We start from the raw sequence: 22988 nt of genomic DNA on the forward strand, positions 1-22988 counted from the left end.
GTACCTCCGTTGAAGGGAGCCCCGGATCAGGGGCTCCCGCCAACGTATGCGCATGTCTCGATCAAAAGAAGAGCTATCAGTCCTCTGACTTGCGGTCTTTCATGCCAGATGAAATGAGGTCCATCACCGCGGAGTCCTGCAGCGTGGTGACGTCGCCGAGCGAGCGGTGCTCGGCCACGTCCTTGAGCAACCGGCGCATGATCTTTCCGGAGCGGGTCTTGGGCAGTTCCGGCACCAGCATGATCTGGCGCGGCTTGGCGATCGGGCCGAGCTTCTTGGCCACGTGGTTGCGCAGCTCCTTGATCAGGTCCTCGCCGGCGTCGCCCTCGGTGTCCACATTGCCGCGCGGGATGGTGAACGCCACGATGGCCTGGCCGGTCGTCGGGTCGGTCGCGCCGACCACCGCCGCCTCGGCCACCGACGGGTGCGACACCAGGGCCGACTCGACCTCGGTGGTGGAGATGTTGTGCCCGGAGATCAGCATGACGTCGTCGACCCGGCCGAGCAGCCAGAGGTCGCCGTCGTCGTCCTTCTTGGCCCCGTCACCGGCGAAGTAGATCCATTTGTCCCCGCTGCCCGCACCCGCTCCGAAGCGCGACCAGTAGGTGTCCTTGAACCGCTGGTCGTCGCCCCAGATGCCGCGCAGCATCGACGGCCACGGCTCGGTCAGCACCAGGAAGCCGCCGCCGCCGTTGGGCACCGGCTCGGCCGTGTCGTCGACCACGTCGGCCGAGACGCCGGGCAGCGCCTTCATCGCCGAGCCGGGCTTGGCCGCGGTGACACCGGGCAGCGGCGAGATCATGATCGCGCCGGTCTCGGTCTGCCACCAGGTGTCCACGATCGGGCTCTTCTCCCGCCCGACGTTCTCCCGGTACCACATCCAGGCCTCGGGGTTGATCGGCTCGCCCACGCTGCCCAGCACCCGCAGCGAGGACAGGTCGTGCTGGGCCGGGATGTCGTCGCCCCACTTCATCATGGTGCGGATCAGCGTCGGCGCGGTGTACATGATGGACACCCGGTACTTGTCCACGATGTCCCAGAAGCGGCCCTTGTGCGGGGTGTCCGGCGTGCCCTCGTACATCACCTGGGTGGCGCCGTTGGAGAGCGGGCCGTAGACGATGTAGGAGTGCCCGGTGACCCAGCCGATGTCGGCGGTGCACCAGTACACGTCGCTCTCCGGCTTCAGATCGAAGACCGCGTGATGGGTGTACGAGGTCTGAGTCAGGTAGCCGCCCGTGGTGTGCAGGATGCCCTTCGGCTTCCCGGTCGTACCCGAGGTGTAGAGGATGAAGAGCGGGTGCTCACTGTCGAACGCCTGGGCCTTGTGCTCCGGGCTGGCCCGCTCGACCGTCTCGTGCCACCAGACATCCTTGTCGCCCCAGGTCACGTCCTGTCCGGTGCGCCGGACGACCAGGACGTGCTCGATGCTCGGGCACTGGGCCACGGCCTCGTCCACGGTCGGCTTGAGCGCCGACGGCTTGCCGCGCCGGTAGCCGCCGTCCGCGGTGATCACCAGCTTGGCGTCCGCGTCCTGGATGCGGGTGGAGAGCGCGTCCACCGAGAAGCCGCCGAAGACGACGCTGTGCGTGGCGCCGACCCGGGCGCAGGCCAGCATCGCGACCGCGGCCTCGGGGATCATCGGCAGGTAGATGGCCACCCGGTCGCCCGCGCCGACACCCAGCTCGGTCAGCGTGTTCGCCGCCTGGCTGACGCTCGTCAGCAGGTCGTTGTAGGTGATCGTGCGGGTGTCGCCGGCCGGCTCGCCCTCCCAGTGGATCGCGACCTTGTCGCCGTGGCCGGCCTCGACGTGCCGGTCGACGCAGTTGTAGGCGACGTTCAGCTCGCCACCGAGGAACCACTTCGCGAACGGCGGGTTCGACCAGTCCACCGCCTGGTCCCACTCCTTGGCCCAGGTGAGCCGGCGAGCCTGCTCCTCCCAGAAGCCGATGCGGTCCGAGGCGGCCCGGTCGTACGCGTCGGCCTTGACGTTGGCGTTCGCGGCCAGCGCCTCCGGCGGCGGGAACTGCCGCGTCTCCGAGTACAGATTCTCCAGGCTCTTGCTCATGAGTGCGGCTCCTATGCCGTGACCGGGGCTTTCTGACGACATTAGTTGCGCCGGGCGGGCCCGGCGAGGGTTGCGGCGACCAGCGCGCTCTGCGGTCCGCAATGCGCGCTGGCTGGTGTGTCGATGCGTGTTACTGCTCGGATCTTGCCGTAACCGAGCCCTTCGGCGCATCTTTCCGGTGGCCTATACCGTGGTTCCGTGCCCATGGACCCGCTTGCGCCGCTGCTCGATCTCGCCGATGTCGCGTCCGCCTTCGCCGACGCCCAGGCCCGCGTCGACGCCGCGATGCGCCACCGGGCCCTGCGCCGGCAGGGCGGCCGGGTCGCGGCCGAGATCAGCCTGCGCTCGGCGGTGGCTTCGGCCGGTCTCGAAGGCCATGAGTACGAGGTGGAGGACGTACGCGCCGGAACGGTGACCGACCCGGTCGTGCAGGGCGCGCTCCGCGTCTTCTCCACCGACCTCGCCGACCTGTGGCTCAACGCGCCCCGGCAGGCGCTGGCCCGGTTGCATGTGCTCGCCGCCCGCGGGGTGGTGCCGGCGGCGGAACTCGGGCGTCCGTCCAGCGCCGCCGACCGTATCGACGCGCTGTCGGCCCTGGTCGCCGGGAACGAGACGACCCCGCCGATGCTGCTGGCCGCCGTGGTGCACGCCGAGCTGCTCACGCTGCGTCCGTTCGCCGGCCCGGCCGGGGTGGTGGCCCGGGCCGCGGCGCGCCTCACGCTGGTCGGGCGCGCCTTCGACCCCCGCGGTCTGGTCGCGGCCGACGTCGGTCACCGTTCGCGCGAGCCCGAGTACGTGGGTGCGGCCAACGCCTATGCCACGGGTACGCCCGACGGCATCCGTTCCTGGCTGAGGCACTACGCCGCGGCCGCGGCGGCCGGCGCCGACGAACTGGTCACCGTCGGCGATGGGGTGCTCGCGGCGGCCTAACAGCTTAGGGGCCACTCACCCGGATGGTGGCGATCTGCGTCGATTTCGCGGCCCGGGCGTGTCGCGTTGGCATACTTGCGCGCGTGACGCTCGCCGAGATGGCCAACGAGACCTGGACGCGCCCCTACACCCCCGGCGCCGGCCGCTGGCTGGTCATCGGCTGGGAGGCGATCGCGCTCGGCCTGCTCGGCTGGACCAGCGTCGACACGTTCGCGCTCGACTGGCACGGCGTCCGGCTGATGGCGTCGATCCTGGCCGTGGCCTGGGTGCTCGGCTCCTGGCGGATCCTCCAGATGGGCGCCTACGTCAGCACCCGCGGCCTGCGGATCCGGGGGCTGCTGCGGTCGCGGACGATGTCCTGGCAGGAGATCGCCCACGTGCGGCTGCACAAGGCCACGCACCGGCTCGGCCCCTGGGAGATCGAGAGCGGCATGACCGTGCTCATCGAGCGCCCCGACGGCACCACGGTCAACACCGAGCTGTGGGCGCAGGGCGTCGACTTCCACTCGCGTCCCAAGGTCTTCCGGGCCGTCTACCACGAGCTGCGCAACCGGCACTCGAAGGCCGTCAACGCCTGACCCTCGACGTGAAGAACGGCGCCACTGAGGGCGCCGTTCTTTCGCGCGTCCGGACCGGGATATCAAGCGTGCACCTGGGTCGTTGTCGACAGTCCTGCAACCGCCCGAGCCTCACGGCTGAGGTGGCCGAGGTCCCGCCGCAACGTGCCTGCCGTGGCTGATCGCGCGTGGGTTCCCGGTGGCCGTGCACGGGATCCGATCTCTCATCTCCCGCTCGTTCTTTCTACGCCCGACGGTCCTTGATCGCCATGGGTTCCGCTCGCAAAGTTGGACCAAACCGAATTAGTCAGACACATCAATCAAGATCAACGGCCTCTTCCGCCGCCACCCCCACCCCGGCACTGGGGTGGGCGTCAAGGTAGCCGTCGCGGGTGACGTTCTTCGGCGTTGTCCACAGGGCCGGACCCGGATTGCGATGTGAGCCGCGCGACTCAGGCGTTCGCGGCGCGGGCCTTGCGGTGGCGGCCGTAGATCGCCAGGCCGATCGCAACACCGACGCCGACGCCCAGGGCGGCCGCGGCCACCGGGACGGCGGGCCGCTCGCGGAGGCGGCGGCCCAGCGGGATCGGGTGACGGAACTCGAGGACCGGCCACGACCGCTCGATCGCCACCCGGCGCAGGTTGCGGCTCGGGTTCACCGCGCTGGGGTGCCCGACCGCCGCCAGCAACGGGAGGTCACTGCTCGAATCGGAGTAGGCGTAACACTCCGACAGGTCGTAGCCGCGAACGCCGGCCATCTCGCGTACCCCATCGGCCTTGTGTTCCCCGGCGGCGTAGAACTCGATCTCGCCGCTGTAGCGCCCGTCGACCACGCCCATGCGGGTGGCGATGATGTCGGTGATGCCGAGCAGCTCGCCGATCGGGCGCACCATCTCTTCACCCGAGGCGGACACCAGGACGACGTCGCGGCCGGCGGCCTGATGTTCGCCGATCAGGGTGGCGGCTTCCGCGTACACGTACGGATTGATCAGGTCGTCGAGGGTCTCGGCCACGATCTGGCTCACCTGCTCGACCCGCCAGCCCTTGCACAGCGCCGCGAGGTAGTCGCGGGTGCGGGCCATGGTCTGCTCGTCGGTGCCACCCATGCGGAACATCAGCTGCGCATAGGCGGTCTTCACGACGTCTTGCCGGCTGATCAGGCCGTCACGATAGAAAGGCCGTCCGAAGGCCAATGCGCTGGACTTGGCGATGACGGTCTTGTCGAGGTCGAAAAACGCGGCGCTGCGCCCCACGGGCCGAAAGTGTAACGGCTCGACGCGCCGGGCCGCTGTCCTCCACACCCGCCATCACCACGGGTAACGGAAAGAAACCGGGGAGAACGGGCAGTTGGTTACGCGGGGTACTCGACGGTCGGCTTCTGCTGAGGCAGACTTGTGTTGCGACAGAGATTCATGTTGCATCCCATGCTGAGCATCTCGATTGTTGAGACCCTCGGTGGTTGCGCCCCCCGCGATCACCGGGTTGATTCGGCTCGACCCCCCCGGAGCCGAATCCAAGGACGACCCCCGTCTCCCCCGACGGGGGTCGTCTTCTGTTCCGGGCCGGTCAGGCGCCGGTCGCCTCGGTCGTCTCGAAATCACCCAGGCCGGCGCCCTCGATCTCGGTCAGGCCGAACAGTTCGCTCAGGCCGGTGACGGCCAGGACCCGGCGGAAATTCGCGTTCGGGTTGACGACGACGAAGCGGCAGTCGCGCTCGCCGGCGGCGTGGTAGCCCTCGATCAGCGCGCCCAGCCCGGTCGAGTCGACGAACGACGCGTCCTTGAGGTCGATGTAGAGCACCGAGGGGCGGAACTGGTCGACGGCCTCGCGGATCTCGTCGGAGACCTCGCCGGCATTAGAGAAGTCGACCTCACCCAGCACGGTGACGGTCGCCGTGCCGTCACCGGCGGCGGCGCTCAGGGTCGCGTCCTCCATGCCCCTCCATCGCTTTGTGTCGCATCACGATACCCGTGAAGCGACAGTTCCACTCCGGCCCAGTTCGGATCCGCCGATGGGGTGAGAGTTATCCACAGCCTGGTGAGTTATCCACAAGAAGACGATCTCCGTACGCCCGGAGCGCCGCCGGCGAGCCACGGTGTGAGCCCACCGCTCACCTGGAGGCCCGATGCCCGTACCGCGCCGTCCGCTCGTGGTCACCGCCGACCCGGGCCTGCTCGACGACCTGCTGCGTCTCGCCGCCGCCGGCGGCGCCGAGGTCGACGTGGCCCACGACCCGGCCGCCGCCCGCCCCCGATACTCCGCCGCGCCGCTCGTCGTGATCGGCGCCGACCAGGTCCAGCCGTGCGTCCGCGCCCGCCTGCCCCGCCGCTGCCGGGTGATCATCGTGGGGCCCGGCAGCCCGCCCGACGAGGTCTGGGCGGGCGCCCAGCTGCTCGGCGCCGACCATGTCGCGGCCCTGCCGGTCGCCGAGCCGTGGGTGGTCGACCAGTTCGCGGCCCCGCCCACCGATCGGTCGGGGGCGCGCGTCCTCGCCGTGATCGGCGGGCGCGGCGGCGCCGGCGCCAGCATCCTCGCCACCGCGCTGGCCGTCACCGCCGTCCGGGGCGGCCGGCGCACCCTCCTGATCGACGCCGACCCGCTCGGCGGCGGCCTCGACCTGGTGCTCGGCTGGGAGAAGATGGTGGGCCTGCGCTGGCCCGAACTGGCCGCCGCCGACGGCCGGGTCGACCCGCCCGCCCTGATGGGGGCCCTGCCCCGCGACGGCGACCTGGTGCTGCTGTCGTTCACCCGGCAGGACGCCCTGGCCCCGGTGCCCGGCGAAGCCATGGCGGCCACGCTCGACGCTGCCCGCCGCGGCCGCGACCTGGTCGTCGTCGACCTGCCCCGGCGCCTCGACGACGCCGCCACGCTGGCCCTTCAGGCCGCCGACCGCACCCTGCTCGTGGTGCCGGCCGAGCTGCGCGCCACCGCGGCGGCCGGCCGGATCGCGGCGATGGTCGCCCACCACTGCGACCACCAGGCCGTGGTGGTGCGCGGTCCCGCGCCCGGCCGGCTGAAGCCCAAGGACGTGGCGGCGGCGCTGTCGCTGCCCCTGGCGGGCGTGCTCGAGCCGGAACCCGGGATGTGCCAGGCCCTGGAACGCGGCGAGCCACCGGCGGCCGCCGGCCGGGGTCCGCTGGCCGAACTGTGCCGTGACCTGCTCGCGGCGGCGGCGTGAGCGCCCCGCTGGCCGCGCGGGTGCGGCAACAGTTCGCGATCGAGGGCACCGAGGCCACGCCGGCCGCGGTGGTCACGGCGGTGCGGTCCGAACACGCGGTGCTGGGCGACACCACGGTGCTGCGGCTGGCCGGCCAGGTGCACGACGAGCTGGTCGGCGCCGGGCCGCTCGCCCCGCTGCTGGCCGAGCCGTCGGTCACCGACGTGCTGGTCAACGGCACCGAGGTGTGGGTCGATCGGGGCGCCGGCCTGGTGCGGGCCGAGGTCCAGACAGGAACAGCCGACGAGGTACGCCATTTGGCGCAGCGCCTGGCCGCCGCGTGTGGCCGGCGCCTGGACGACGGCCAGCCGTTCGCCGACGCCCGGCTGCCCGACGGCACCCGCCTGCACGCGGTGCTGCCGCCGATCGCGACGTCGGGCCCGTACCTGTCACTGCGCACCTTCCGCCAGCGCCCGTTCACCCTCGACGACCTGGTGGCCGACGGCACCGTGGCGACCGGGCCGGCCGAGGTGCTGTCCGCGATCGTCGCCGCCCGCCTGGCCTACCTGGTCACCGGCGGCACCGGCAGCGGCAAGACGACCCTGCTCGGAACGCTCCTGGGCCTGGTGCCGCCGACCGAGCGGATCGTGCTGGTCGAGGACGCGGCCGAACTCCGGCCCACCCACCCGCATGTCGTCGCCCTCCAGGCCCGCACGGCCAATGTGGAGGGCGCCGGTGTCGTCGGCCTCACCGACCTGGTCCGCCAGGCGCTCCGCATGCGCCCCGACCGCCTGGTGATCGGCGAGTGCCGAGGCGCCGAGATCGTCGACCTGCTCGGCGCCCTGAACACCGGCCACGAGGGCGGCGCGGGCACCCTGCACGCCAACGCTCCCGCCGACGTGCCCGCCCGCTTGGAGGCGCTGGGCCTGCTGGGCGGCCTGCCGCGGGCCGCCCTGCACGCCCAGGTGCTGGCCGCGTTGCAGGTGATCCTCCAGGTCAGGCGTACGCCATCCGGCCGCTCCCTCGATTCCATCAGCGTCCTGCTCCCCAACGGCCACGACCGCCTGGCCACCGTCGTCCCCGCCTGGCACCGAGCCACCGGCCGAGGCCCCGCCGCCGAGGCCCTGTCCCAACTCCTGACCTCCCGAGGCGTCCCGCCCCCTTCACTCCTGTCCCCCCAACCCACCGCCATCCCGGTCCCTGCCCCACCTCCGCCCGCCTCAGCGTCCGCGCCACCCGCGCTGCCTCCGCCTACGCCGCCCGCGTCAGGCGCGCCACTCGCATCCGCGCCGTCCGCTCCGCCTACGTCCGCCTCAGTTGCGCCGCTCGTGTCGGCGCCCTCTGCTTCGACTATCGGCCAGGTCCGGCGAGGGCGTCCATGGGCCGATCTTGTCGAGCCGTCTCCCGAGGTCCCTTCCCCTCCTTTTGAGCCTTTGCCCGAGAGGGCTTCCGGCTCCTTTGCGCGGCGGCACGTCGCGCCGGGCGTCGGAAGTCTCTCGGCCAAGTGGGTCGACCGGCCGACGAAGGATCGGCCTCGGCCCGGTCCTGAGGTGCTGGCGGGTGAAGTGAAGCCGCAGGCCGACGCGCCTTGTCGGCTCGGCGTTCTGGCGGTGACGCGGCCATGAACGCGGAGTTCCAAGAGCTGGCCATGCTGCTCGGCCTGGCGGCGTTGGTTGTTGTGCCGGCGGTTGTTCTGCGGATCAGGCGGCTTCGTGCGCCGTTGCGTCGGCTGCGACAGACGAATGGTCCGACGCGGCGCGCGGTGGGCCTGGTTGCGGCGCGAGACGGGGAGGGCTTGGCGCGGCGGGCGGTGGGCCTGGTTGCGGCGCGAGACGGGGAGGGCTTGGCGCGGCGGGCGGTTGGCCTGGTTGCGGCGCGTGACGGGGAGGGCTTGGCGCGGCGGGCGGTTGGCCTGGTTGCGGCGCGTGACGGGGAGGGCTTGGCGCGGCGCGGGGTTGGCCTGGCTGTGGAGCGGGAGACGAAGGGCTTGGCGCGGCAAGCAGTCGGCCTGACTGTGCTGCGGAGGACGGAGGGCCCGACGCGGTGGGCGGTCGACCTGGCTGCGGTGGGAGCGGGGCTTGCTCGGCTTGCTGCGTCGGATCCGCGGCGGCTGATGGTCGTTGGTGCGACCGGCGCGTCCGGGATCGGGTTGGTCACCGGAGGGCTGGTCGCCGCGGTGGTGGGGGCGGTCTACGCGGTCATGCTGGTGCGGGCGGTATCGCGCGCCATGAGGCGGCGGGCCGCGGCGAGCATCCGGACGTCCAGCTTGGACGAACTCTGTTCTCTCGCCGGTGACCTGCGGGCCGGATTGCCTCCGACCGCCTGCCGCACCACAGGACTGGCCGACCGGCGGCTCGCCGATCTGACGGCTGCGGTTTGGCGGCTGGCCGAGCGCACCGGCGCCCCCGCGGCCGACCTGGTCGAACGCATCGAGGACGACGCCCGCGCGGCTGACCGGGCGACCGCCTCGGCGCAGGCTCAGGCCGCCGGCGCCCAGATGACCGCCCTGCTCCTGGCGGCGTTGCCGCTGGCGGGAATCGGGCTGGGCTACAGCATCGGCGCGGATCCGCTGCAGGTCCTCCTCGAGACGAAACTCGGCGCGGCGTGCGCTCTGAGCGCTGTCGTGCTCCAGGTCGCCGGACTCCTGTGGTGCGACCGGATGATGGCCGGAGCCACCCGATGACCGCCGATCGCGAGGTGTGTGGCGCCGAGCGCTTCATGCACAGCAGCGGCCCTTCCCTCGTACCCCTCAAAGCCTGTTGTGCGGCAGCGATCTTGCACGCGGTGGAGGACGGTCACCCCAGCGCGCCCTTCATCTGCGCCGCGTCCGACCGCTTGACCAGCCGGACCGTTGCCGCAGCTCACCAGCCAGAGGTCGCGTCCGACCGCTTGACCAGCCGGACCGTTGTTGCAGCTCACCGGCCGGAGGTCGGGTCCGATCGACTTGCCGGCCGGACCGGCGCCCTGTCCGACCTGCTGATCGGCCGGGCCGGCGACGGGGTGGATCGAGCGGTCGCCGTCAGCGCCGAGCACGACGATGTGGCCGACGACGGCCGGAGCGCGCCGATTGTCGTGGGGGATCGGGCGTGACTCGGAGCAGGCGGGAGCGCCGGCTGCATCTGTTGATGGCGGCCGGGGTCGGTGCGGGTGTGGTGGCGCTGGTCGGGACCTGGTGGGCGGTCGCACCGGGGATGGCCGTTGGGGCCGGGGTGTGGCGGTTCCTCGGGACGCGGGAGCCGGGGGAGGTGCGCGAGGCCCGGCTGCGGGCGGCCGCTGACCTGCCGCTCTGCGCGGATCTGCTGGCTGCCGCGTTGCGGGCGGGGGCGCCGGTCGACCGGGCGGTGTACGCGGTGGCGGAGGCGCTCGGCGGGCCGTTGGGGGAGCGGCTGGAGCGGGCGGCCCGGTCGCTGCGGCTGGGGGCGGGGCCGGATGAGGCGTGGGCGCACCTGTCCGATGTGAAAGGTGCGGATCGGCTGGTGGTGGCGGCCGTCCGGTCGAGTGCCAGCGGGGGTGCGCTGGCCGGGGCGCTGACCCGGCTCACCGACGACCTGCGTGCCGATCGGGGGCTTGCCGCCGAGACCGCCGCTCAGCGGGCGGGGGTGCTGATCGTGCTGCCGCTCGGGCTGTGCTTCCTGCCCGCTTTTGTGCTCGCCGGCCTCGTGCCGGTGCTGGTCGCCCTGATCGGCGACGTGTTGTGAACCACCCATCCACAGTAAGGAGATCCACCGTGCGCAGACTCAAGGCCCGGATCGTGCGGCTGACCAGGGATGCGGCCGAGGCCGGGATGAACACGGCCGAGTACGCCATGGGCACGATCGCGGCAGTCGCGTTCGCCGGGCTGCTGCTCAAGGTCCTGACCAGCGCCAAGACGCAGGCGGCGCTGGCCGGCATCGTCGACAAGGCGCTGAGCTGATGCGGCGCCGGTGGCCCGGTGGCGACCGTGGGTCGTTCACCGCGGAGTACGCCGCCGGGCTGCCGGCGCTCCTCCTGCTGTTGTACGTCGGCGTGAGCACGGTCAACGCGGTCAACACCAAGATCCAGTGCGTGGACGCGGCCCGCGAGGCCGCCCTGGCCGCCGCCCGGGGCGAACCACCGGCGCCTGCGATCGAGCGCATCGCCCCGCCGGGAGCCACCTACGACGTAGCCGAAGGCACCGACCTCATCACCGTGACCGTGACCGCCAACCCCCGCCCCCTGGGCGACGTGGCCCTGCCCCTGACCGTCACCGCCGAGGCAACAGCGGCCCGCGAGCCATGACACCAATCGAGCAACCAAGGCAGGGCGAGCGCGGGGCGGCGTCGATCCTCGTCCTGGCCATCGGCCTGGTCCTGGTCGCGGCCGGCCTGGCCGGCGCCGCGATCGCCAACGCCCGCGTCGCCCGCCACCAGGCCCGGACGGCCGCTGACTTCGGCGCGCTGGCCGGCGCGGCCCGGGTGGTCGAGGGCCAGGAACCCGCCTGCGCCGCGGCCGCCCGCCTGGTCGAGGCCAACGGCGCGGTGCAGCAGTCCTGCCAGGTCGAGGGCTTGGAGATCGTCGTCCACGTGACGGTGACAACGGGCCACCTGCCGAGACCGGCCCGCGCCGCCGCAAGAGCCGGCCCGATCTTCGCCCCAGCCGGCCCATGAGCCGAAGCCGAGGGCCGAAGCCGAAGCCTGAGGCAAAAGGTCGAAGCAGAAGCCCGAAGCAGAAGGCCGAAGAAAGCGAGAACCGCCCGCTCAAGGCAGCCGGCGCAACACCGCCGACAGAACCGACACCGCGCCAGGCTTGTCCAGCGGACTGTTGTTGTTCCCGCACTTGGGCGACTGGATGCAGGACGGGCACCCCGCCTCACACCCGCACGCGGAGATCGCGTCCCGGGTGGCCGCCAGCCAAGCCGCAGCCGTGCCATAGGCGCGCTCGGCGAACCCCGCCCCGCCCGCCTGCCCGTCGTACACGAACACCGTGGGCGCCTCGGTGTCGGGATGCCCGGCCGTCGACAGCCCGCCGATGTCCCACCGGTCGCAGGTGGCGATCAACGGGAGCAACCCGATCGCCGCGTGCTCGGCCGCGTGCAGGGCGCCGGGCACATCCCCGGGCGCCACCCCGGCCCGGGACAGCTCGCGCGGCGAGATCGTGAACCACACCGCCACCGTACGCAGGTCACGGGCCGGCAGGTCGAGCGGCGTGGTGTCGATGACCTCGCCGGTCCGGATGCTGCGGCGCTGGAACGACACCACCTGGTTGGTGACGTCCACGTCGCCGAGGAAGAGGCCGATCGGGCCCGCGTCCACGTATGACCGCACCGCGACGACCGAGATGTCGGTGATGTCGCGCGGGTGGGTCGAGTAGGGCGGGTCGGCCGCGTGCACCAGGGCGACGCCGTCGTCCAGGTCCAGTTCATCGACGATGAAGGAGAAGCCCTGGTGAAGGTGGACGGCGCCGGGGTGGAGCATGGCGTGTGCGGAGGCGCGGTCGACAGTGCCGAGCAGTTTTCCGGTGGCCGCCTCGACCACCTCGACCGGTGCGCCGCCGGTGCCGCGCAGGTCGACGTCGGGGGTGCCGCGCTGGGTCCAGTAGTAGCCGGTCGGCCGTTTGCGCAGGGCGCCGGACGCGGCCAGCGCCTCGGCCGCGCCGGCCGCCGCGGGACCGAACATGGCGAGGTCGTCGAAGGTGAGCGCGGCCTCGGCGGCGGCGCTGCAGAGTTGCGGTCCCAGCACGTACGGGTTCGACGGGTCGAGCACGGTCGCCTCCACCGGCCGGCCGAACAGCGCCGACGGGTGATGCACCACGTACATGTCCAGGGGGTCGTCGCGGGCGATCAGCACCACCAGGGCGTCACCACCGGCCCGGCCGGCGCGCCCGGCCTGTTGCCACATCGACGCCCGGGTGCCGGGGTAGCCGCACATCAGCACCGCGTCCAGGCCGACCAGGTCGACACCGAGCTCGAGGGCGTTGGTCGAGGCCAGCCCGAGCAGGTCGCCGGACAGCAGCGCCTGCTCCAGCGCCCGCCGGTCCTCGCGCAGGTAGCCACCCCGGTACGCCGCGACTCGCCGGCCGAGGCCGGGCACCGCCGCGTTCAGCCGGCCGCGGGCCATGGTGGCGATCAGCTCGGCCGCCTTGCGTGACCGCACGAAGGCGAGGGTGCGTGTGTCGTCGAGGATCGCGGAAGCCAGCAGGTCGGCGGTCTCGGAAAGGGCCGACGTGCGAACCGGGGGAGAAAGCGAAGCATCGAGGGGCGGCTCCCACAGGGCGAAGGTCACGGCGCCGCGGGGCGAGGCGTCGTCGACGACCGCGTTGACCTGGAGGCCGGTGAGGCGTGACGCCGCGTCGGCCGGGTCACCGGACGTGGCCGACGCCAGCACGAACGTGGGTGACGCGCCGTAGCGGGCGGCGGCCCGGCGCAGCCGCCGCAGCACGTGCGCCACGTGGGAGCCGAACACCCCGCGGTAGGCGTGGCACTCGTCCACCACCACGTACGCCAGCCTGCGCAGGAACGGCGTCCACCGGGTGTGGCCGGGCAGAATTGCGTGGTGCAGCATGTCCGGATTGGTCAGCACAAAGCGGCTGTGCTGCCGGATCCACTCGCGCTCCGCTCGCGGAGTGTCACCGTCGTAGGTCGCCGGGCGTACCCCATCGAGGTCGAGACCCGCGACGGCGCGTAACTGATCGGCCGCGAGCGCCTTGGTCGGCGACAGGTAGAGGGCGGTCGCCCGGTCGTCGGACATCAGGCGGGACAGCGCGGGCAGCTGGTAGCCGAGCGACTTGCCGGAGCCGGTGCCCGTGGCGAGCACCACATGGAGACCGTCGTGGGCCATCGTGGCGGCGTTGGCCTGATGTTCCCACGGCTTCAAGATCCCGTTCTTGGTGTACGCCGTGAGCACGTCGTCGTGCACCCACGCCGGCCAGGCCACGGTGCGTCCGGCCCGCGCCGCGACGTGTTCCACATGCGTCACCGCCGGTCGATCCAGAAGGGTGTGGGTGACCGGCACCAAAGCACTCTCGCATCGGTATGCGACGAACCCCAAACGGGTACCACGAACGTTGCTACGCGTCTAGGGGTTCCCCTCGGTGGTTAGATTCGCTGGGGGAGATCGGCGGAGGAGGAACGATGGAGCTGTCGCTGGCGACCCGCACCGTCGCCGGGCACACGGTGCTGGAAGTCGGTGGCGAGGTCGATGTCTATACCGCACCACGGTTGCGGGAGCGGCTGGTCGAGTTGGTCGACGGCGGCGAACGCAGGGTGGTGGTGGATCTCGGCCGGGTCGACTTCCTCGACTCGACCGGCCTGGGGGTGCTGGTGGGCGCGCTGAAGCGGCTCCGGGCCGCGGACGGCACGTTCGGCCTGGTCTGCTCGAAGGAACCGCTTCTGAAGATCTTCCGGATCACCGCGCTGGACCAGGTGTTCCCGATCTATCCGTCGGTCGAGGCGGCGACCGCGGCCGGCGGTGACGGCGCCGCGACGACCGCGTGATGGCGACGGTCCGGCTCTCGTTCTCGCCCGCGCCCGTGCATGTCCGCACGGCGCGCCTGGTCGGCGTGGCCGTCGCCCGCCGGGCGGGCGTGGCCGAGGAGCTCCTGGACGAGGTCCGCCTGGCGATCGGCGAGGCGTGTACCCGCGCGGTGGCGCTGCACCGTCAGTACGGCCTGGCCGACCTGGTCACCGTCGAGATGTCCGATGCCGACTCGTACGCGGTCCGGGTGATCGACCACGCGCCCATCGACGCCAGCATCGGCCTGGCCAAGCTCCCGCCGGATGAGCTGGCCGACGAGTCGCTGACCGACGAGGCGCTCACCACCGGTGTCGGATTCGCGCTGCTGGCCGGATTTGTCGATGACCTCCAGGTGCGTCCCGTCGATGACGGCACCGGCACCGAGGTCCGGATGGCGTGGCCGGTCAATCGACGGTAGTGACTCTTAAACCTCGCCACGCCGACTAGCACAGCGGCGAAGATCACCACGACACGGCCGGGCCTGGGTGTGACCACAAACACGGCGGGCCTATACAGTACGCGGGTTATCAGCTACTGCTCCTGGTCCCGCAGCCGCGGGACCTAGTCGTCGTCACCCGCTAGTGGGCGGGGAGGCACCCTGGCGGTGACGTCCGCCGCCCGGGGGTTGTCGGGTTACAGGAGGACATTGGATGTCCGGCAAAGTGGAATATCTCGCCGCGGAGGGCGGCGCGGTGTCCCTGAGTGGTTCGAACGTCAGTTTCGTCATCATCGCCATCGCTTTCGCGCTGGTGGCGCTCGCTTTCGCCGCGTACTTCGTGAAGCTGGTGCTCGCCGCCGGCCGTGGTACGGCGAACATGCAGGAGATCGCGGGCGCCGTGCAGGAGGGCGCCTCGGCGTATCTCTTCCGCCAGTTCAAGACGCTGAGCATCTTCGTCGTCATCGCGGTGGTGCTGCTGTTCCTGCTCCCGGTGCATGACACCGACAACGAGACCTGGGTCAAGATCGGCCGCTCGTTGTTCTTCATCGTCGGCGCGGTGTTCAGCTCGCTGATCGGTGGCTGGGGCATGGCCCTGGCGACCCGGGCCAACCTGCGGGTGGCCGCGGCGGCCGGCGAGGCCGGCGGCCGCGAGAAGGCGATGGCGATCGCGTTCCGCACCGGTGGCGTGGTCGGCTTCCTCACCGTCGGCCTGGGCCTGTTCGGTGGCGCGCTGGTCGTGCTGATCTTCCGCGGTGACGCTCCCACCGTGCTCGAGGGCTTCGGCTTCGGCGCCGCCCTGCTCGCCATGTTCATGCGGGTCGGCGGCGGTATCTTCACCAAGGCCGCGGACGTCGGCGCCGACCTGGTCGGCAAGGTCGAGCAGGGCATCCCCGAGGACGACCCGCGCAACGCCGCCACGATCGCGGACAACGTCGGCGACAACGTCGGCGACTGTGCCGGCATGGCCGCCGACCTCTTCGAGTCGTACGCGGTGACGCTGGTCGCGGCCCTGATCCTGGGCCAGGCGGCGTTCGGCCAGGACGGCCTGATCTTCCCGCTGATCGTCTCGACGATCGGTGTGGTCATCGCGATCGTCGGTGTGTTCATCACCCGGCTGCGGGCGTCCGACAAGACCGGCCTGACCGCGATCAACCGGGCCTTCTACATCTCGGCGGTGTTGTCTGCAGTCATCGTCGCGGTGGTCAGCTTCATCTACCTGCCCGCCTCGTTCGCGGGCTTCGACAACGCCGCCACGATCGACGCGGATGTGGTCGCGAGCGGCGCCAACCCGCGCTGGGTCGCGATCGGCGCGGTCGTGATCGGCATCGTGCTGGCCGCCGCCATCCAGGCGCTGACCGGCTACTTCACCGAGACCCAGCGGCGTCCCGTGCAGGACATCGGCAAGTCGTCGCAGACCGGTGCGGCCACCGTCGTGCTGGCCGGCATCAGCGTCGGCCTCGAGTCGGCGGTCTACTCGGCCCTGCTGATCGGCGCCGGCGTGTACGGCGCCTTCCTGCTCGGCGGCACCTCGCTGACCCTGTCGCTGTTCGCGGTGGCGCTGGCCGGCACCGGCCTGCTGACCACGGTCGGCGTCATCGTGGCGATGGACACCTTCGGCCCGATCTCGGACAACGCGCAGGGCATCGCCGAGATGTCCGGCGACGTCACCGAGGACGGCGCGCAGATCCTCACCGAGCTGGACGCCGTGGGTAACACCACTAAGGCGATCACCAAGGGCATCGCGATCGCGACGGCCGTGCTGGCCGCGACCGCGCTGTTCGGCTCGTACGTGAACACCCTGCGTGGTTCGCTCGCCGAGGCCGGCATCACCGCCGAGCAGATCGGCACCGAGGTCCTCAACCTGCTGAACATCGCGAACCCGCGGAACCTGGTCGGTCTGCTGATCGGCTCCGCGGTGGTGTTCCTCTTCTCCGGCCTCGCCATCAACGCCGTGTCCCGCTCGGCGGGCGCGGTCGTGATGGAGGTCCGCCGTCAGTTCCGCGAGTTCCCCGGCATCATGGACCGCACCCAGCGGCCCGAGTACGGCCGGGTGGTCGACATCTGCACCCGGGACGCGCAGCGCGAGCTGATCACGCCGGGCCTGCTGGCCATCATGGCGCCGATCGCGGTGGGCTTCGGCCTGGGCGCCGGCGCGCTGGCGGCCTACCTGGCCGGCGCGATCGGCACCGGCACCCTGATGGCCGTCTTCCTGGCCAACTCGGGTGGCGCCTGGGACAACGCGAAGAAGCTGGTCGAGGACGGCAACTACGGCGGCAAGGGCTCCGACGCGCACGAGGCGACGATCATCGGTGACACCGTCGGTGACCCGTTCAAGGACACCGCCGGCCCGGCCATCAACCCGCTGCTCAAGGTGATGAACCTGGTCTCGCTGCTGATCGCCCCGGCGGTCGTGGCCTGGAGCATCGGCAGCGACCAGAACGACGCGCTGCGGATCGCGATCGCGGTGGTGGCGGCTCTGGTCATCGTCGCCGCGGTGATCAACAGCAAGCGCAAGCCGATCTCGATGGGCGACGAGGCTCCGGCCTCGCCGACCTCGGAGAAGATCAGCGCCTGACCCGCTCGACGTAGATGATCAAGAAAGGGCGCCCGGCGACACGCCGGGCGCTCTTTTCATGGGCTGATGACGATGAAGCGGTGTCGGACCCAACCCGTACCCTTTTCGCCATGCGCCCGGCCCGACCGTTGCTGATCGTCGTCTCCCTCCTCGTCGGTGTGTCCCTCGCGGCTTGCTCGCACACCACCGGCCCGCGCAACTGGGCGGCGGCGGTGTGCAACGCGCTGGCGCCCTGGCGCGCCGAGATCGGCACCCTGACCGACCGCACCCAGGAGCAGATGACCGCCGAGACCACGCCCGCGCAGGCCAAGGAGAATCTGGTCCGGCTGTTCGGCGGCGCCGAGACGGCCAGCGAGCGGGCCCGCGCCGGGGTGGAGCGGGCCGGCGTCCCCGACGTCGACAACGGCGAGCAGGTGGCTGAGAGCTTCACGGCGTCGCTGAGCGGCATGCGCGACGCCTACGCCCGGGCCCGTGGTGGCGTCGCCGGGCTCGCCACCAGCCCTCAGAAGGCCTTCTACGAGCAGGTCACCGTGGTCGTCGACAAACTCAAGCAGGAGTACGAGCAGAGTGAGCTCGACACCGGCAATCTGAGTTCGGTGGAGCTGAAGCAGGCGTTCGACGAAGCACCGGAGTGCCGCTGACCATGGCCGAGACGGGCTGGCCGCTGATACCGCGCGAGCTGCTGCCCGCGCCGGTTCCGGTTGCCTCCCGCGCGCGGCGGGCCCTGTCCCGCGCCACGCCCGGCGGTCGTCAGCTGCCGATCTTCGGCGCCGAGACCACCGATTCGTCCCCGCTCGACCTGGCCGGGCTGCTGGTCGGCCCGGGGCGCCTGGACAAGATGGGCGGTACCGCCCGGGTGGCGATCGGCGTGCACGACGCCTGGCGGGTGCACGTGCTCGCGGCCGAACTGCTCACCCGCGGCCTGGTCGTGCACTGGCGGCCGTTCGACGAGCCGGAGCGACAGGTGCCCGAGCTCCAGGTCGCCGCCACGCCCGAAGATCCCGACCCGCCGATCGCGGAGGGTGAAGAGGGCCCGGGGCCCCCGGTTGCGGTGAGTGACGCGCCGGGCGCTGAAGAAATTGTCGAGGAGGCGGAGGGCGAGGAGCCGGCCGGGCCGAGGTTCGAGGTGCGTACGGCGTACTCGAGCCGGTTGGACGCCCTGGCCCGCACGTGGCCGGCGGCCGCCGACGGCCTCTTTCTCAGCGGACCCCGGCTGCGCCTCTGGGTCGCGGCCGCGGGCACGGCCGGGCCGGGCGATTTCACGCTCGAGCTGAACCCCGACGTCGAGTCTGAGATGATCATCGCCGCGCTGCGCCGGACCGGTCTCGACGGCCGTTTGTCGGATCATGGACGGCGCTACCGGATCACCCGTCGCGGACCTCTCGGCAGGCTGGCTGAGCTGGTCGGCGAGCGTCCGGCGTCGGCGCCGGTCGAGGTCTGGCCGGGCGGCGCTGGTGCGTGATCTTCCTGGCTTGTGTGCGACACGACTCCATATTCCCGGTGTACGGTGTCGCCGTCGGACGCATGCCGTGGTCGGACCGTTACCATCCGACGCCCGGAGCCCCCGGGGAATGCGGGGCCGTCCGGCGCGTTAGTTTGAAACGCAGGAAAGCAAGAAGTGTAGGAGTGCCGTGCCGAGTGAAGCCAGGACGACCCGTCTGGTCATCGTCGAGTCCCCGTCGAAGGCCAAAACGATCGCCGGTTATCTGGGGCCCGACTATTTTGTCGAGGCCTCCGTCGGTCATGTCCGCGACCTGCCGAAGAACGCCGATGAGGTGCCGGCCAAGTACAAGGGCATGGCCTGGGCGCGGCTCGGCGTCGACGTCGACAACGGCTTCCACCCGCTCTATGTGATCTCCGCCGACCGCAAGCAGCAGATCGCCAAGCTGCAGAAGCTGGCCAAGGAGGTCGACGAGATCTTCCTCGCGACCGATGAGGACCGCGAGGGCGAGGCCATCGCCTGGCACCTGGTCGAGACGATCAAGCCCAAGGTCCCGGTCAAGCGGATGGTCTTCCACGAGATCACCCGCCCGGCCATCCAGGCCGCGGTGGCCAACCCGCGCGACATCGACCAGGACCTGGTCGACGCGCAGGAGGCGCGGCGGATCCTCGACCGGCTGTACGGGTACGAGGTCAGCCCGGTCCTGTGGAAGAAGGTCATGCCCAAGCTGTCGGCCGGGCGTGTCCAGTCGGTGGCGACCCGCATCGTGGTCGAGCGCGAGCGTCAGCGGATGGCGTTCCGGTCGGCCGAGTACTGGGACATCAACGCCCGGCTCGCGGTGCAGGGCGAGGTCAAGGACGGCCCGCGGACGTTCAGCGCGACGTTGATCGCGCTCGATGGCGACCGCATCGCCACCGGCCGCGACTTCGAGCCGACCACCGGCAAGGTCAAGCCGGGCGCGGCCGTGGTGCATCTGGACGGCGACGGCGCCCGCGGGCTGGCCGCCCGGCTGGAAGACCGGCCGTTCGCCGTCACCCGGGTCGAGGAGAAGCCGTACCGGCGCCGCCCGTCCCCGCCGTTCATCACCTCGACGCTCCAGCAGGAGGCGTCGCGCAAGCTGCGGCTTTCCTCCTCGCAGACGATGCGTACGGCCCAGACGCTGTACGAGAACGGCTACATCACCTACATGCGTACGGACTCGGTGAACCTCTCCGAGACCGCGATCAGCGCCGCCCGCCGGCAGATCGCCGACCTGTACGGCGCGAACAACGTGCCGCCGCAGCCGCGCCGCTACACCAGCAAGGCGAAGAACGCGCAGGAAGCACACGAGGCGATCCGCCCGGCCGGCGACAACTTCCGCACCCCGGGCGAGGTGGCCAACGAGCTGACCTCCGACCAGTTCCGGCTGTACGAGCTGATCTGGCGCCGTACCGTCGCGTCGCAGATGACCGACGCGGTCGGCAACTCGATCTCGGTGCGGATCCGGGCCATCTCGACCGCGAACGAAGAGGTCGACTTCGGCACGACCGGCAAGACGATCACCGACCCGGGCTTCCTCCGGGCCTACGTGGAGTCGTCGGATGACGAGACCGCCGACTCCGACGATGCCGAGCGCCCGCTGCCGCCCCTGGCCAAGGACCAGCCGCTGACGGCCGAAGAGCTCAACGCGCTCGGGCACCACACCTCGCCGCCCGCCCGCTACACCGAGGCGTCGCTGGTCAAGGCGCTGGAGGAGCTGGGCATCGGCCGCCCGTCGACCTACGAGTCGATCATGCGGACCATCCAGGACCGCGGGTACGTGGTGAAGAAGGGCCAGGCGCTGATCCCGTCGTTCCTGGCCTTCGCCGTGATCAAGCTGCTCGAGAACCACTACCCGCGCCTGGTCGACTACAACTTCACCGCGGCGATGGAGACCCAGCTCGACGACATCGCCGGCGGCGACCACGCCTCGGTCGACTTCCTCACCTCCTTCTACTTCGGCTCCGACCTGGGCACCGACGACTCGATCGCCAAGGCCGGCGGGCTGAAGAAGATGGTGACCGAGAACCTGAGCGACATCGACGCCCGCTCGATCAACTCGATCCCGCTGCACACCGACGACGAGGGCCGCCTGATCGTGGTCCGGGTCGGCCGGTACGGCCCCTACCTCCAGCGCCACAATCCCGGCGAAGAGGAAGAGTCGGCCGAGAACCGCGCCTCGATCCCCGAGGGCGTCGCTCCCGACGAGCTGACTCCCGAGAAGGTCGAGGAGCTGTTCCTGGGCGGGAGCGGCGAGCGCAGCCTGGGCGACGACCCGGCCACCGGCGAGGCGGTCACGCTCAAGTCGGGCCGCTACGGACCGTACGTGCAGAGCGGTGACCGTACGTCGTCGCTGTTCAACACGCAGACGCCCGACACGCTGACCCTGGAGCAGGCGCTCAAGCTGCTCGAGCTGCCCCGCGTCCTGGGCAAGGACGCCGAGGGCAAGGAGATCCTGGCCGCGAACGGGCGGTTCGGCCCGTACGTGAAGCGGGACAACGACTTCCGTTCGCTCGAGAACGAGGGCCAGCTGTTCACGGTGACCCTGGAGGAGGCGCTGGCCCTGCTGGCGCAGCCGAAAGCGCGGCAGCGCCGGGCCGCCGCCCCGCCGCTGCGCGAGATGGGCGCCGACCCGGTCACCGAGAAGCCGATGGTGATCAAGGAGGGCCGGTTCGGTCCGTACGTCACCGACGGCGAGTTCAACGCGTCGCTGCGCCGGGGTCAGACCCCCGAGGAGCTGACCGTCGAGCAGGCCTCCGAGATGTTGGCCGAGAAGCGGGCCAAGGGTCCGGCGCCGCGCAAGAAGGCGGCCGCCAAGAAGGCTCCGGCCAAGAAGACCGCGGCCAAGAAGACCACCGCGGCCAAGAAGGCCACGCCCGCGAAGAAGGCCACGCCGGCCAAGAAGGCGGCACCCAAGAAGGCGACCGCCGCCAAGACCGACTAGGCGCCCAACACCCGGTCCAGGTATTCGTTCGCGAAGACCCGGGCCGGGTCGAGGCGGTTCCGCACGGCCAGGAAGTCGTCGAACTTCGGGTAGGCCGTCCGCAACGAGTCCGCGTCCCGGTAGTGCTGTTTGCCCCAGTGTGGGCGCCCGCCCAGCGGCTCGCAGACTGCCTCGAAGGCCCGGAAGTACTCCTCGTACGGGCGGCCGGCGTACTGCTGCACGGCGATGTAGGCGGACTCCCGCCCGTACCCGTGTGAGAGCCAGATGTCGTCCGGGCCGGTGAACCGCACCTCGACCGGGAACTGCACCCGGAACGGCAGGTCGTCGATGATCTTGGGCAGCGCGGCCATCGCCTCGGGCAGGGCGGCGCGCGGCACCTCGTACTCCATCTCGTGGAACCGGACCCGGCGCGGCGTGCAGAAGACCTTGTCCGACCGCGCGGTGTAGGTGCGGGCGGTCAGGGCCCGCACCGCGATCTGGTTGATCGTGGGGACGACCGCCGGAACCCGGGCGCCGAGCCGGCAGGTCGCCTGGTAGACCGAGTTGGACAGGAAGTCGTCGTCCAGCCAGCGGCGGAAACGGGACAGCGGCCGGTCGTCGGCCGGCGCCACCGAGTTGCGCTTGAGCTGGGTCCCGTTGGTGTGCGGGTGCCAGAAGAACTCGACGTGGTCCTCGGCGGCGAGCCAGTCGTCGAGCCCGGCCAGCACGTCGGCCAGCGGCATCGGGCGCTCGTCGGCCCGCAGGGTGAACGCGTCCACGCAGCGCAGCGTGACATCGACCAGGATGCCCAGCGCTCCGACACCGAGCCGGACCGCGGGGAAGTCCTCGTCCGATTTGTCGACCTTGCGCACGTCACCCGATCCGGTGACAATCGTCACCGCTTCGACACATGAGGCAATGGTCGACTGGGCCAGGCCCGTGCCGTGCGTACCGGTCGAGATCGCGCCGGCCACGGTCTGCGCGTCGATGTCGCCGAGGGTCGGCACCGCGAGGCCGCGCCCGGCGAGCCAGACGTTCAGCACGGACAATGGCATGCCCGCCTGCACGGTCACCAGATGACCGTCGACGTCGATCGGAGACGCCATGCGGGGCAGGAGAACCCGCAGGTCATCGGCCACCGCGATGGCGCTGAAGGAGTGGCTGCTGCCGACCGCCTTGACCCGCCGACCGGCCGCCGCCGCCTCCTTGACGAGGGCCGCGACCTCCTCGACACTGCCGGGCAGGCAGACCTCGCGGGCCACCGCTTGCTCGTTGCCGGCCCAGTTGCGCCAGCGGGTGGAGCCTGTGGGAGCGGAAATGTCACTGGTCGTCACGGCAATGTCCCTCCACCGAGCGGACAGTCGCACAGATCCGGTGATGCCGTGTCGCCTCGGCGTCCCGTCGATGCTGCTCG

Annotated in this window: 20 protein-coding genes and 1 pseudogene; 16 read left to right on the forward strand and 5 right to left on the reverse strand. The window is 71.3% G+C overall.

Annotated elements, in window-relative coordinates; genetic code table 11:
• Positions 1-76: 76 nt before the first annotated feature.
• On the reverse strand, positions 77-2065 hold the full coding sequence (gene acs, locus AB0O15_RS24270; RefSeq protein WP_364322444.1) for an acetate--CoA ligase: 1989 nt from the start codon (positions 2063-2065) through the stop codon (positions 77-79).
• Between the two features lie 198 nt (positions 2066-2263).
• On the opposite strand from acs, the gene AB0O15_RS24275 reads away from it, so the two are divergent.
• The gene (locus AB0O15_RS24275; RefSeq protein ID WP_364322446.1) at positions 2264-2995 is read left to right on the forward strand and encodes an oxidoreductase; all 732 of its coding nucleotides are present in this window, start codon (positions 2264-2266) and stop codon (positions 2993-2995) included.
• An 83-nt stretch (positions 2996-3078) separates the two neighbouring features.
• Positions 3079-3573 carry a PH domain-containing protein gene (locus tag AB0O15_RS24280; RefSeq protein ID WP_364322448.1) on the forward strand — a complete coding sequence of 165 codons (495 nt, stop codon included), beginning with the start codon at positions 3079-3081 and terminating at the stop codon, positions 3571-3573.
• Between the two features lie 431 nt (positions 3574-4004).
• Here AB0O15_RS24280 and AB0O15_RS24285 read toward each other — a convergent pair whose 3' ends face one another.
• Together AB0O15_RS24285 and AB0O15_RS24290 are read right to left on the reverse strand one after the other, a co-directional pair.
• Positions 4005-4805 (reverse strand): HAD family hydrolase, encoded by an 801-nt coding sequence (locus AB0O15_RS24285; protein WP_364322450.1) that lies wholly within the window; start codon positions 4803-4805, stop codon positions 4005-4007.
• Positions 4806-5118: 313 nt separating this feature from the next.
• Positions 5119-5487 (reverse strand): STAS domain-containing protein, encoded by a 369-nt coding sequence (locus AB0O15_RS24290; RefSeq protein ID WP_364322452.1) that lies wholly within the window; start codon positions 5485-5487, stop codon positions 5119-5121.
• A 190-nt stretch (positions 5488-5677) separates the two neighbouring features.
• Between AB0O15_RS24290 and ssd the strand changes: the two genes are divergently transcribed.
• The 8 genes and pseudogenes from ssd (at position 5678) to AB0O15_RS24330 (ending at position 11334) form a co-directional block, all read left to right on the forward strand.
• Positions 5678-6730 carry a septum site-determining protein Ssd gene (gene ssd / locus AB0O15_RS24295; RefSeq protein WP_364322454.1) on the forward strand — a complete coding sequence of 351 codons (1053 nt, stop codon included), beginning with the start codon at positions 5678-5680 and terminating at the stop codon, positions 6728-6730.
• Positions 6727-7881 (forward strand): annotated as a pseudogene (locus AB0O15_RS24300) (TadA family conjugal transfer-associated ATPase); the annotation flags it as partial. The gene ssd and the pseudogene AB0O15_RS24300, both read left to right, overlap by 4 nt.
• Before the next feature lie 449 nt (positions 7882-8330).
• On the forward strand, positions 8331-9392 hold the full coding sequence (locus AB0O15_RS24305; RefSeq protein WP_364322456.1) for a hypothetical protein: 1062 nt from the start codon (positions 8331-8333) through the stop codon (positions 9390-9392).
• Positions 9389-9799, forward strand: coding sequence for a hypothetical protein (locus tag AB0O15_RS24310; protein WP_364322458.1), 411 nt, complete (start codon positions 9389-9391; stop codon positions 9797-9799). The genes AB0O15_RS24305 and AB0O15_RS24310 overlap by 4 nt, the downstream gene beginning before the upstream one ends.
• Before the next feature lie 35 nt (positions 9800-9834).
• Entirely contained in the window at positions 9835-10407 is a 573-nt protein-coding gene (locus tag AB0O15_RS24315) for a type II secretion system F family protein (protein WP_364322656.1), read from the forward strand.
• A gap of 86 nt (positions 10408-10493) precedes the next feature.
• Positions 10494-10622 (forward strand): DUF4244 domain-containing protein, encoded by a 129-nt coding sequence (locus AB0O15_RS24320; RefSeq protein ID WP_364322658.1) that lies wholly within the window; start codon positions 10494-10496, stop codon positions 10620-10622.
• The gene (locus tag AB0O15_RS24325) at positions 10622-10966 is read left to right on the forward strand and encodes a TadE family type IV pilus minor pilin (protein WP_364322460.1); all 345 of its coding nucleotides are present in this window, start codon (positions 10622-10624) and stop codon (positions 10964-10966) included. Before AB0O15_RS24320 ends, AB0O15_RS24325 begins: the two co-directional genes overlap by 1 nt.
• Positions 10963-11334, forward strand: coding sequence for an Rv3654c family TadE-like protein (locus AB0O15_RS24330; protein WP_364322462.1), 372 nt, complete (start codon positions 10963-10965; stop codon positions 11332-11334). Before AB0O15_RS24325 ends, AB0O15_RS24330 begins: the two co-directional genes overlap by 4 nt.
• Positions 11335-11424: 90 nt before the next feature.
• On the opposite strand, the gene AB0O15_RS24335 is transcribed toward AB0O15_RS24330, so the two are convergent.
• A complete protein-coding gene (locus AB0O15_RS24335; RefSeq protein WP_364322464.1) occupies positions 11425-13677 on the reverse strand; it encodes a DEAD/DEAH box helicase in 2253 nt (750 codons plus the stop codon).
• Between the two features lie 119 nt (positions 13678-13796).
• Here AB0O15_RS24335 and AB0O15_RS24340 point away from each other — a divergent pair, with 119 nt between their 5' ends.
• The 6 genes from AB0O15_RS24340 to topA all read left to right on the forward strand — a co-directional run bounded on the left by AB0O15_RS24340 (position 13797) and on the right by topA (position 21595).
• The gene (locus tag AB0O15_RS24340; protein WP_364322466.1) at positions 13797-14159 is read left to right on the forward strand and encodes an STAS domain-containing protein; all 363 of its coding nucleotides are present in this window, start codon (positions 13797-13799) and stop codon (positions 14157-14159) included.
• Positions 14156-14596, forward strand: a complete 441-nt coding sequence (locus tag AB0O15_RS24345) for an ATP-binding protein (protein ID WP_364322468.1) — start codon at positions 14156-14158, stop codon at positions 14594-14596. Before AB0O15_RS24340 ends, AB0O15_RS24345 begins: the two co-directional genes overlap by 4 nt.
• A gap of 232 nt (positions 14597-14828) precedes the next feature.
• Positions 14829-17192 (forward strand): sodium-translocating pyrophosphatase, encoded by a 2364-nt coding sequence (locus tag AB0O15_RS24350; RefSeq protein ID WP_364322470.1) that lies wholly within the window; start codon positions 14829-14831, stop codon positions 17190-17192.
• Positions 17193-17302: 110 nt separating this feature from the next.
• Positions 17303-17833 (forward strand): hypothetical protein, encoded by a 531-nt coding sequence (locus AB0O15_RS24355; RefSeq protein WP_364322472.1) that lies wholly within the window; start codon positions 17303-17305, stop codon positions 17831-17833.
• Positions 17824-18654 carry a hypothetical protein gene (locus AB0O15_RS24360; RefSeq protein ID WP_364322474.1) on the forward strand — a complete coding sequence of 277 codons (831 nt, stop codon included), beginning with the start codon at positions 17824-17826 and terminating at the stop codon, positions 18652-18654. Before AB0O15_RS24355 ends, AB0O15_RS24360 begins: the two co-directional genes overlap by 10 nt.
• A gap of 169 nt (positions 18655-18823) precedes the next feature.
• The gene (gene topA, locus AB0O15_RS24365; RefSeq protein ID WP_364322476.1) at positions 18824-21595 is read left to right on the forward strand and encodes a type I DNA topoisomerase; all 2772 of its coding nucleotides are present in this window, start codon (positions 18824-18826) and stop codon (positions 21593-21595) included.
• Here the strand turns inward: topA and AB0O15_RS24370 are convergent.
• Positions 21592-22893, reverse strand: coding sequence for a D-arabinono-1,4-lactone oxidase (locus AB0O15_RS24370; protein WP_364322660.1), 1302 nt, complete (start codon positions 22891-22893; stop codon positions 21592-21594). The two genes, topA and AB0O15_RS24370, sit on opposite strands and share 4 nt — an antisense overlap.
• Positions 22894-22988: the final 95 nt, after the last annotated feature.

This window comes from Actinoplanes sp. NPDC089786 (assembly GCF_040684855.1).
Classification (GTDB): Bacteria; Actinomycetota; Actinomycetes; order Mycobacteriales; family Micromonosporaceae; genus Actinoplanes.

Excerpts from the sequence above, each read along its gene's own strand:
- acs (WP_364322444.1), bottom strand. The coding sequence starts at position 2,065 with ATGAGCAAGAGCCTGGAGAATCTGTACTCGGAGACGCGGCAGTTCCCG.
- AB0O15_RS24290 (WP_364322452.1), bottom strand. The coding sequence starts at position 5,487 with ATGGAGGACGCGACCCTGAGCGCCGCCGCCGGTGACGGCACGGCGACC.
- ssd (WP_364322454.1), top strand. The coding sequence starts at position 5,678 with ATGCCCGTACCGCGCCGTCCGCTCGTGGTCACCGCCGACCCGGGCCTG.
- AB0O15_RS24305 (WP_364322456.1), top strand. The coding sequence starts at position 8,331 with ATGAACGCGGAGTTCCAAGAGCTGGCCATGCTGCTCGGCCTGGCGGCG.
- AB0O15_RS24310 (WP_364322458.1), top strand. The coding sequence starts at position 9,389 with ATGACCGCCGATCGCGAGGTGTGTGGCGCCGAGCGCTTCATGCACAGC.
- AB0O15_RS24315 (WP_364322656.1), top strand. The coding sequence starts at position 9,835 with ATGGCGGCCGGGGTCGGTGCGGGTGTGGTGGCGCTGGTCGGGACCTGG.
- AB0O15_RS24320 (WP_364322658.1), top strand. The coding sequence starts at position 10,494 with ATGAACACGGCCGAGTACGCCATGGGCACGATCGCGGCAGTCGCGTTC.
- AB0O15_RS24325 (WP_364322460.1), top strand. The coding sequence starts at position 10,622 with ATGCGGCGCCGGTGGCCCGGTGGCGACCGTGGGTCGTTCACCGCGGAG.
- AB0O15_RS24330 (WP_364322462.1), top strand. The coding sequence starts at position 10,963 with ATGACACCAATCGAGCAACCAAGGCAGGGCGAGCGCGGGGCGGCGTCG.
- AB0O15_RS24340 (WP_364322466.1), top strand. The coding sequence starts at position 13,797 with ATGGAGCTGTCGCTGGCGACCCGCACCGTCGCCGGGCACACGGTGCTG.
- AB0O15_RS24350 (WP_364322470.1), top strand. The coding sequence starts at position 14,829 with ATGTCCGGCAAAGTGGAATATCTCGCCGCGGAGGGCGGCGCGGTGTCC.
- AB0O15_RS24355 (WP_364322472.1), top strand. The coding sequence starts at position 17,303 with ATGCGCCCGGCCCGACCGTTGCTGATCGTCGTCTCCCTCCTCGTCGGT.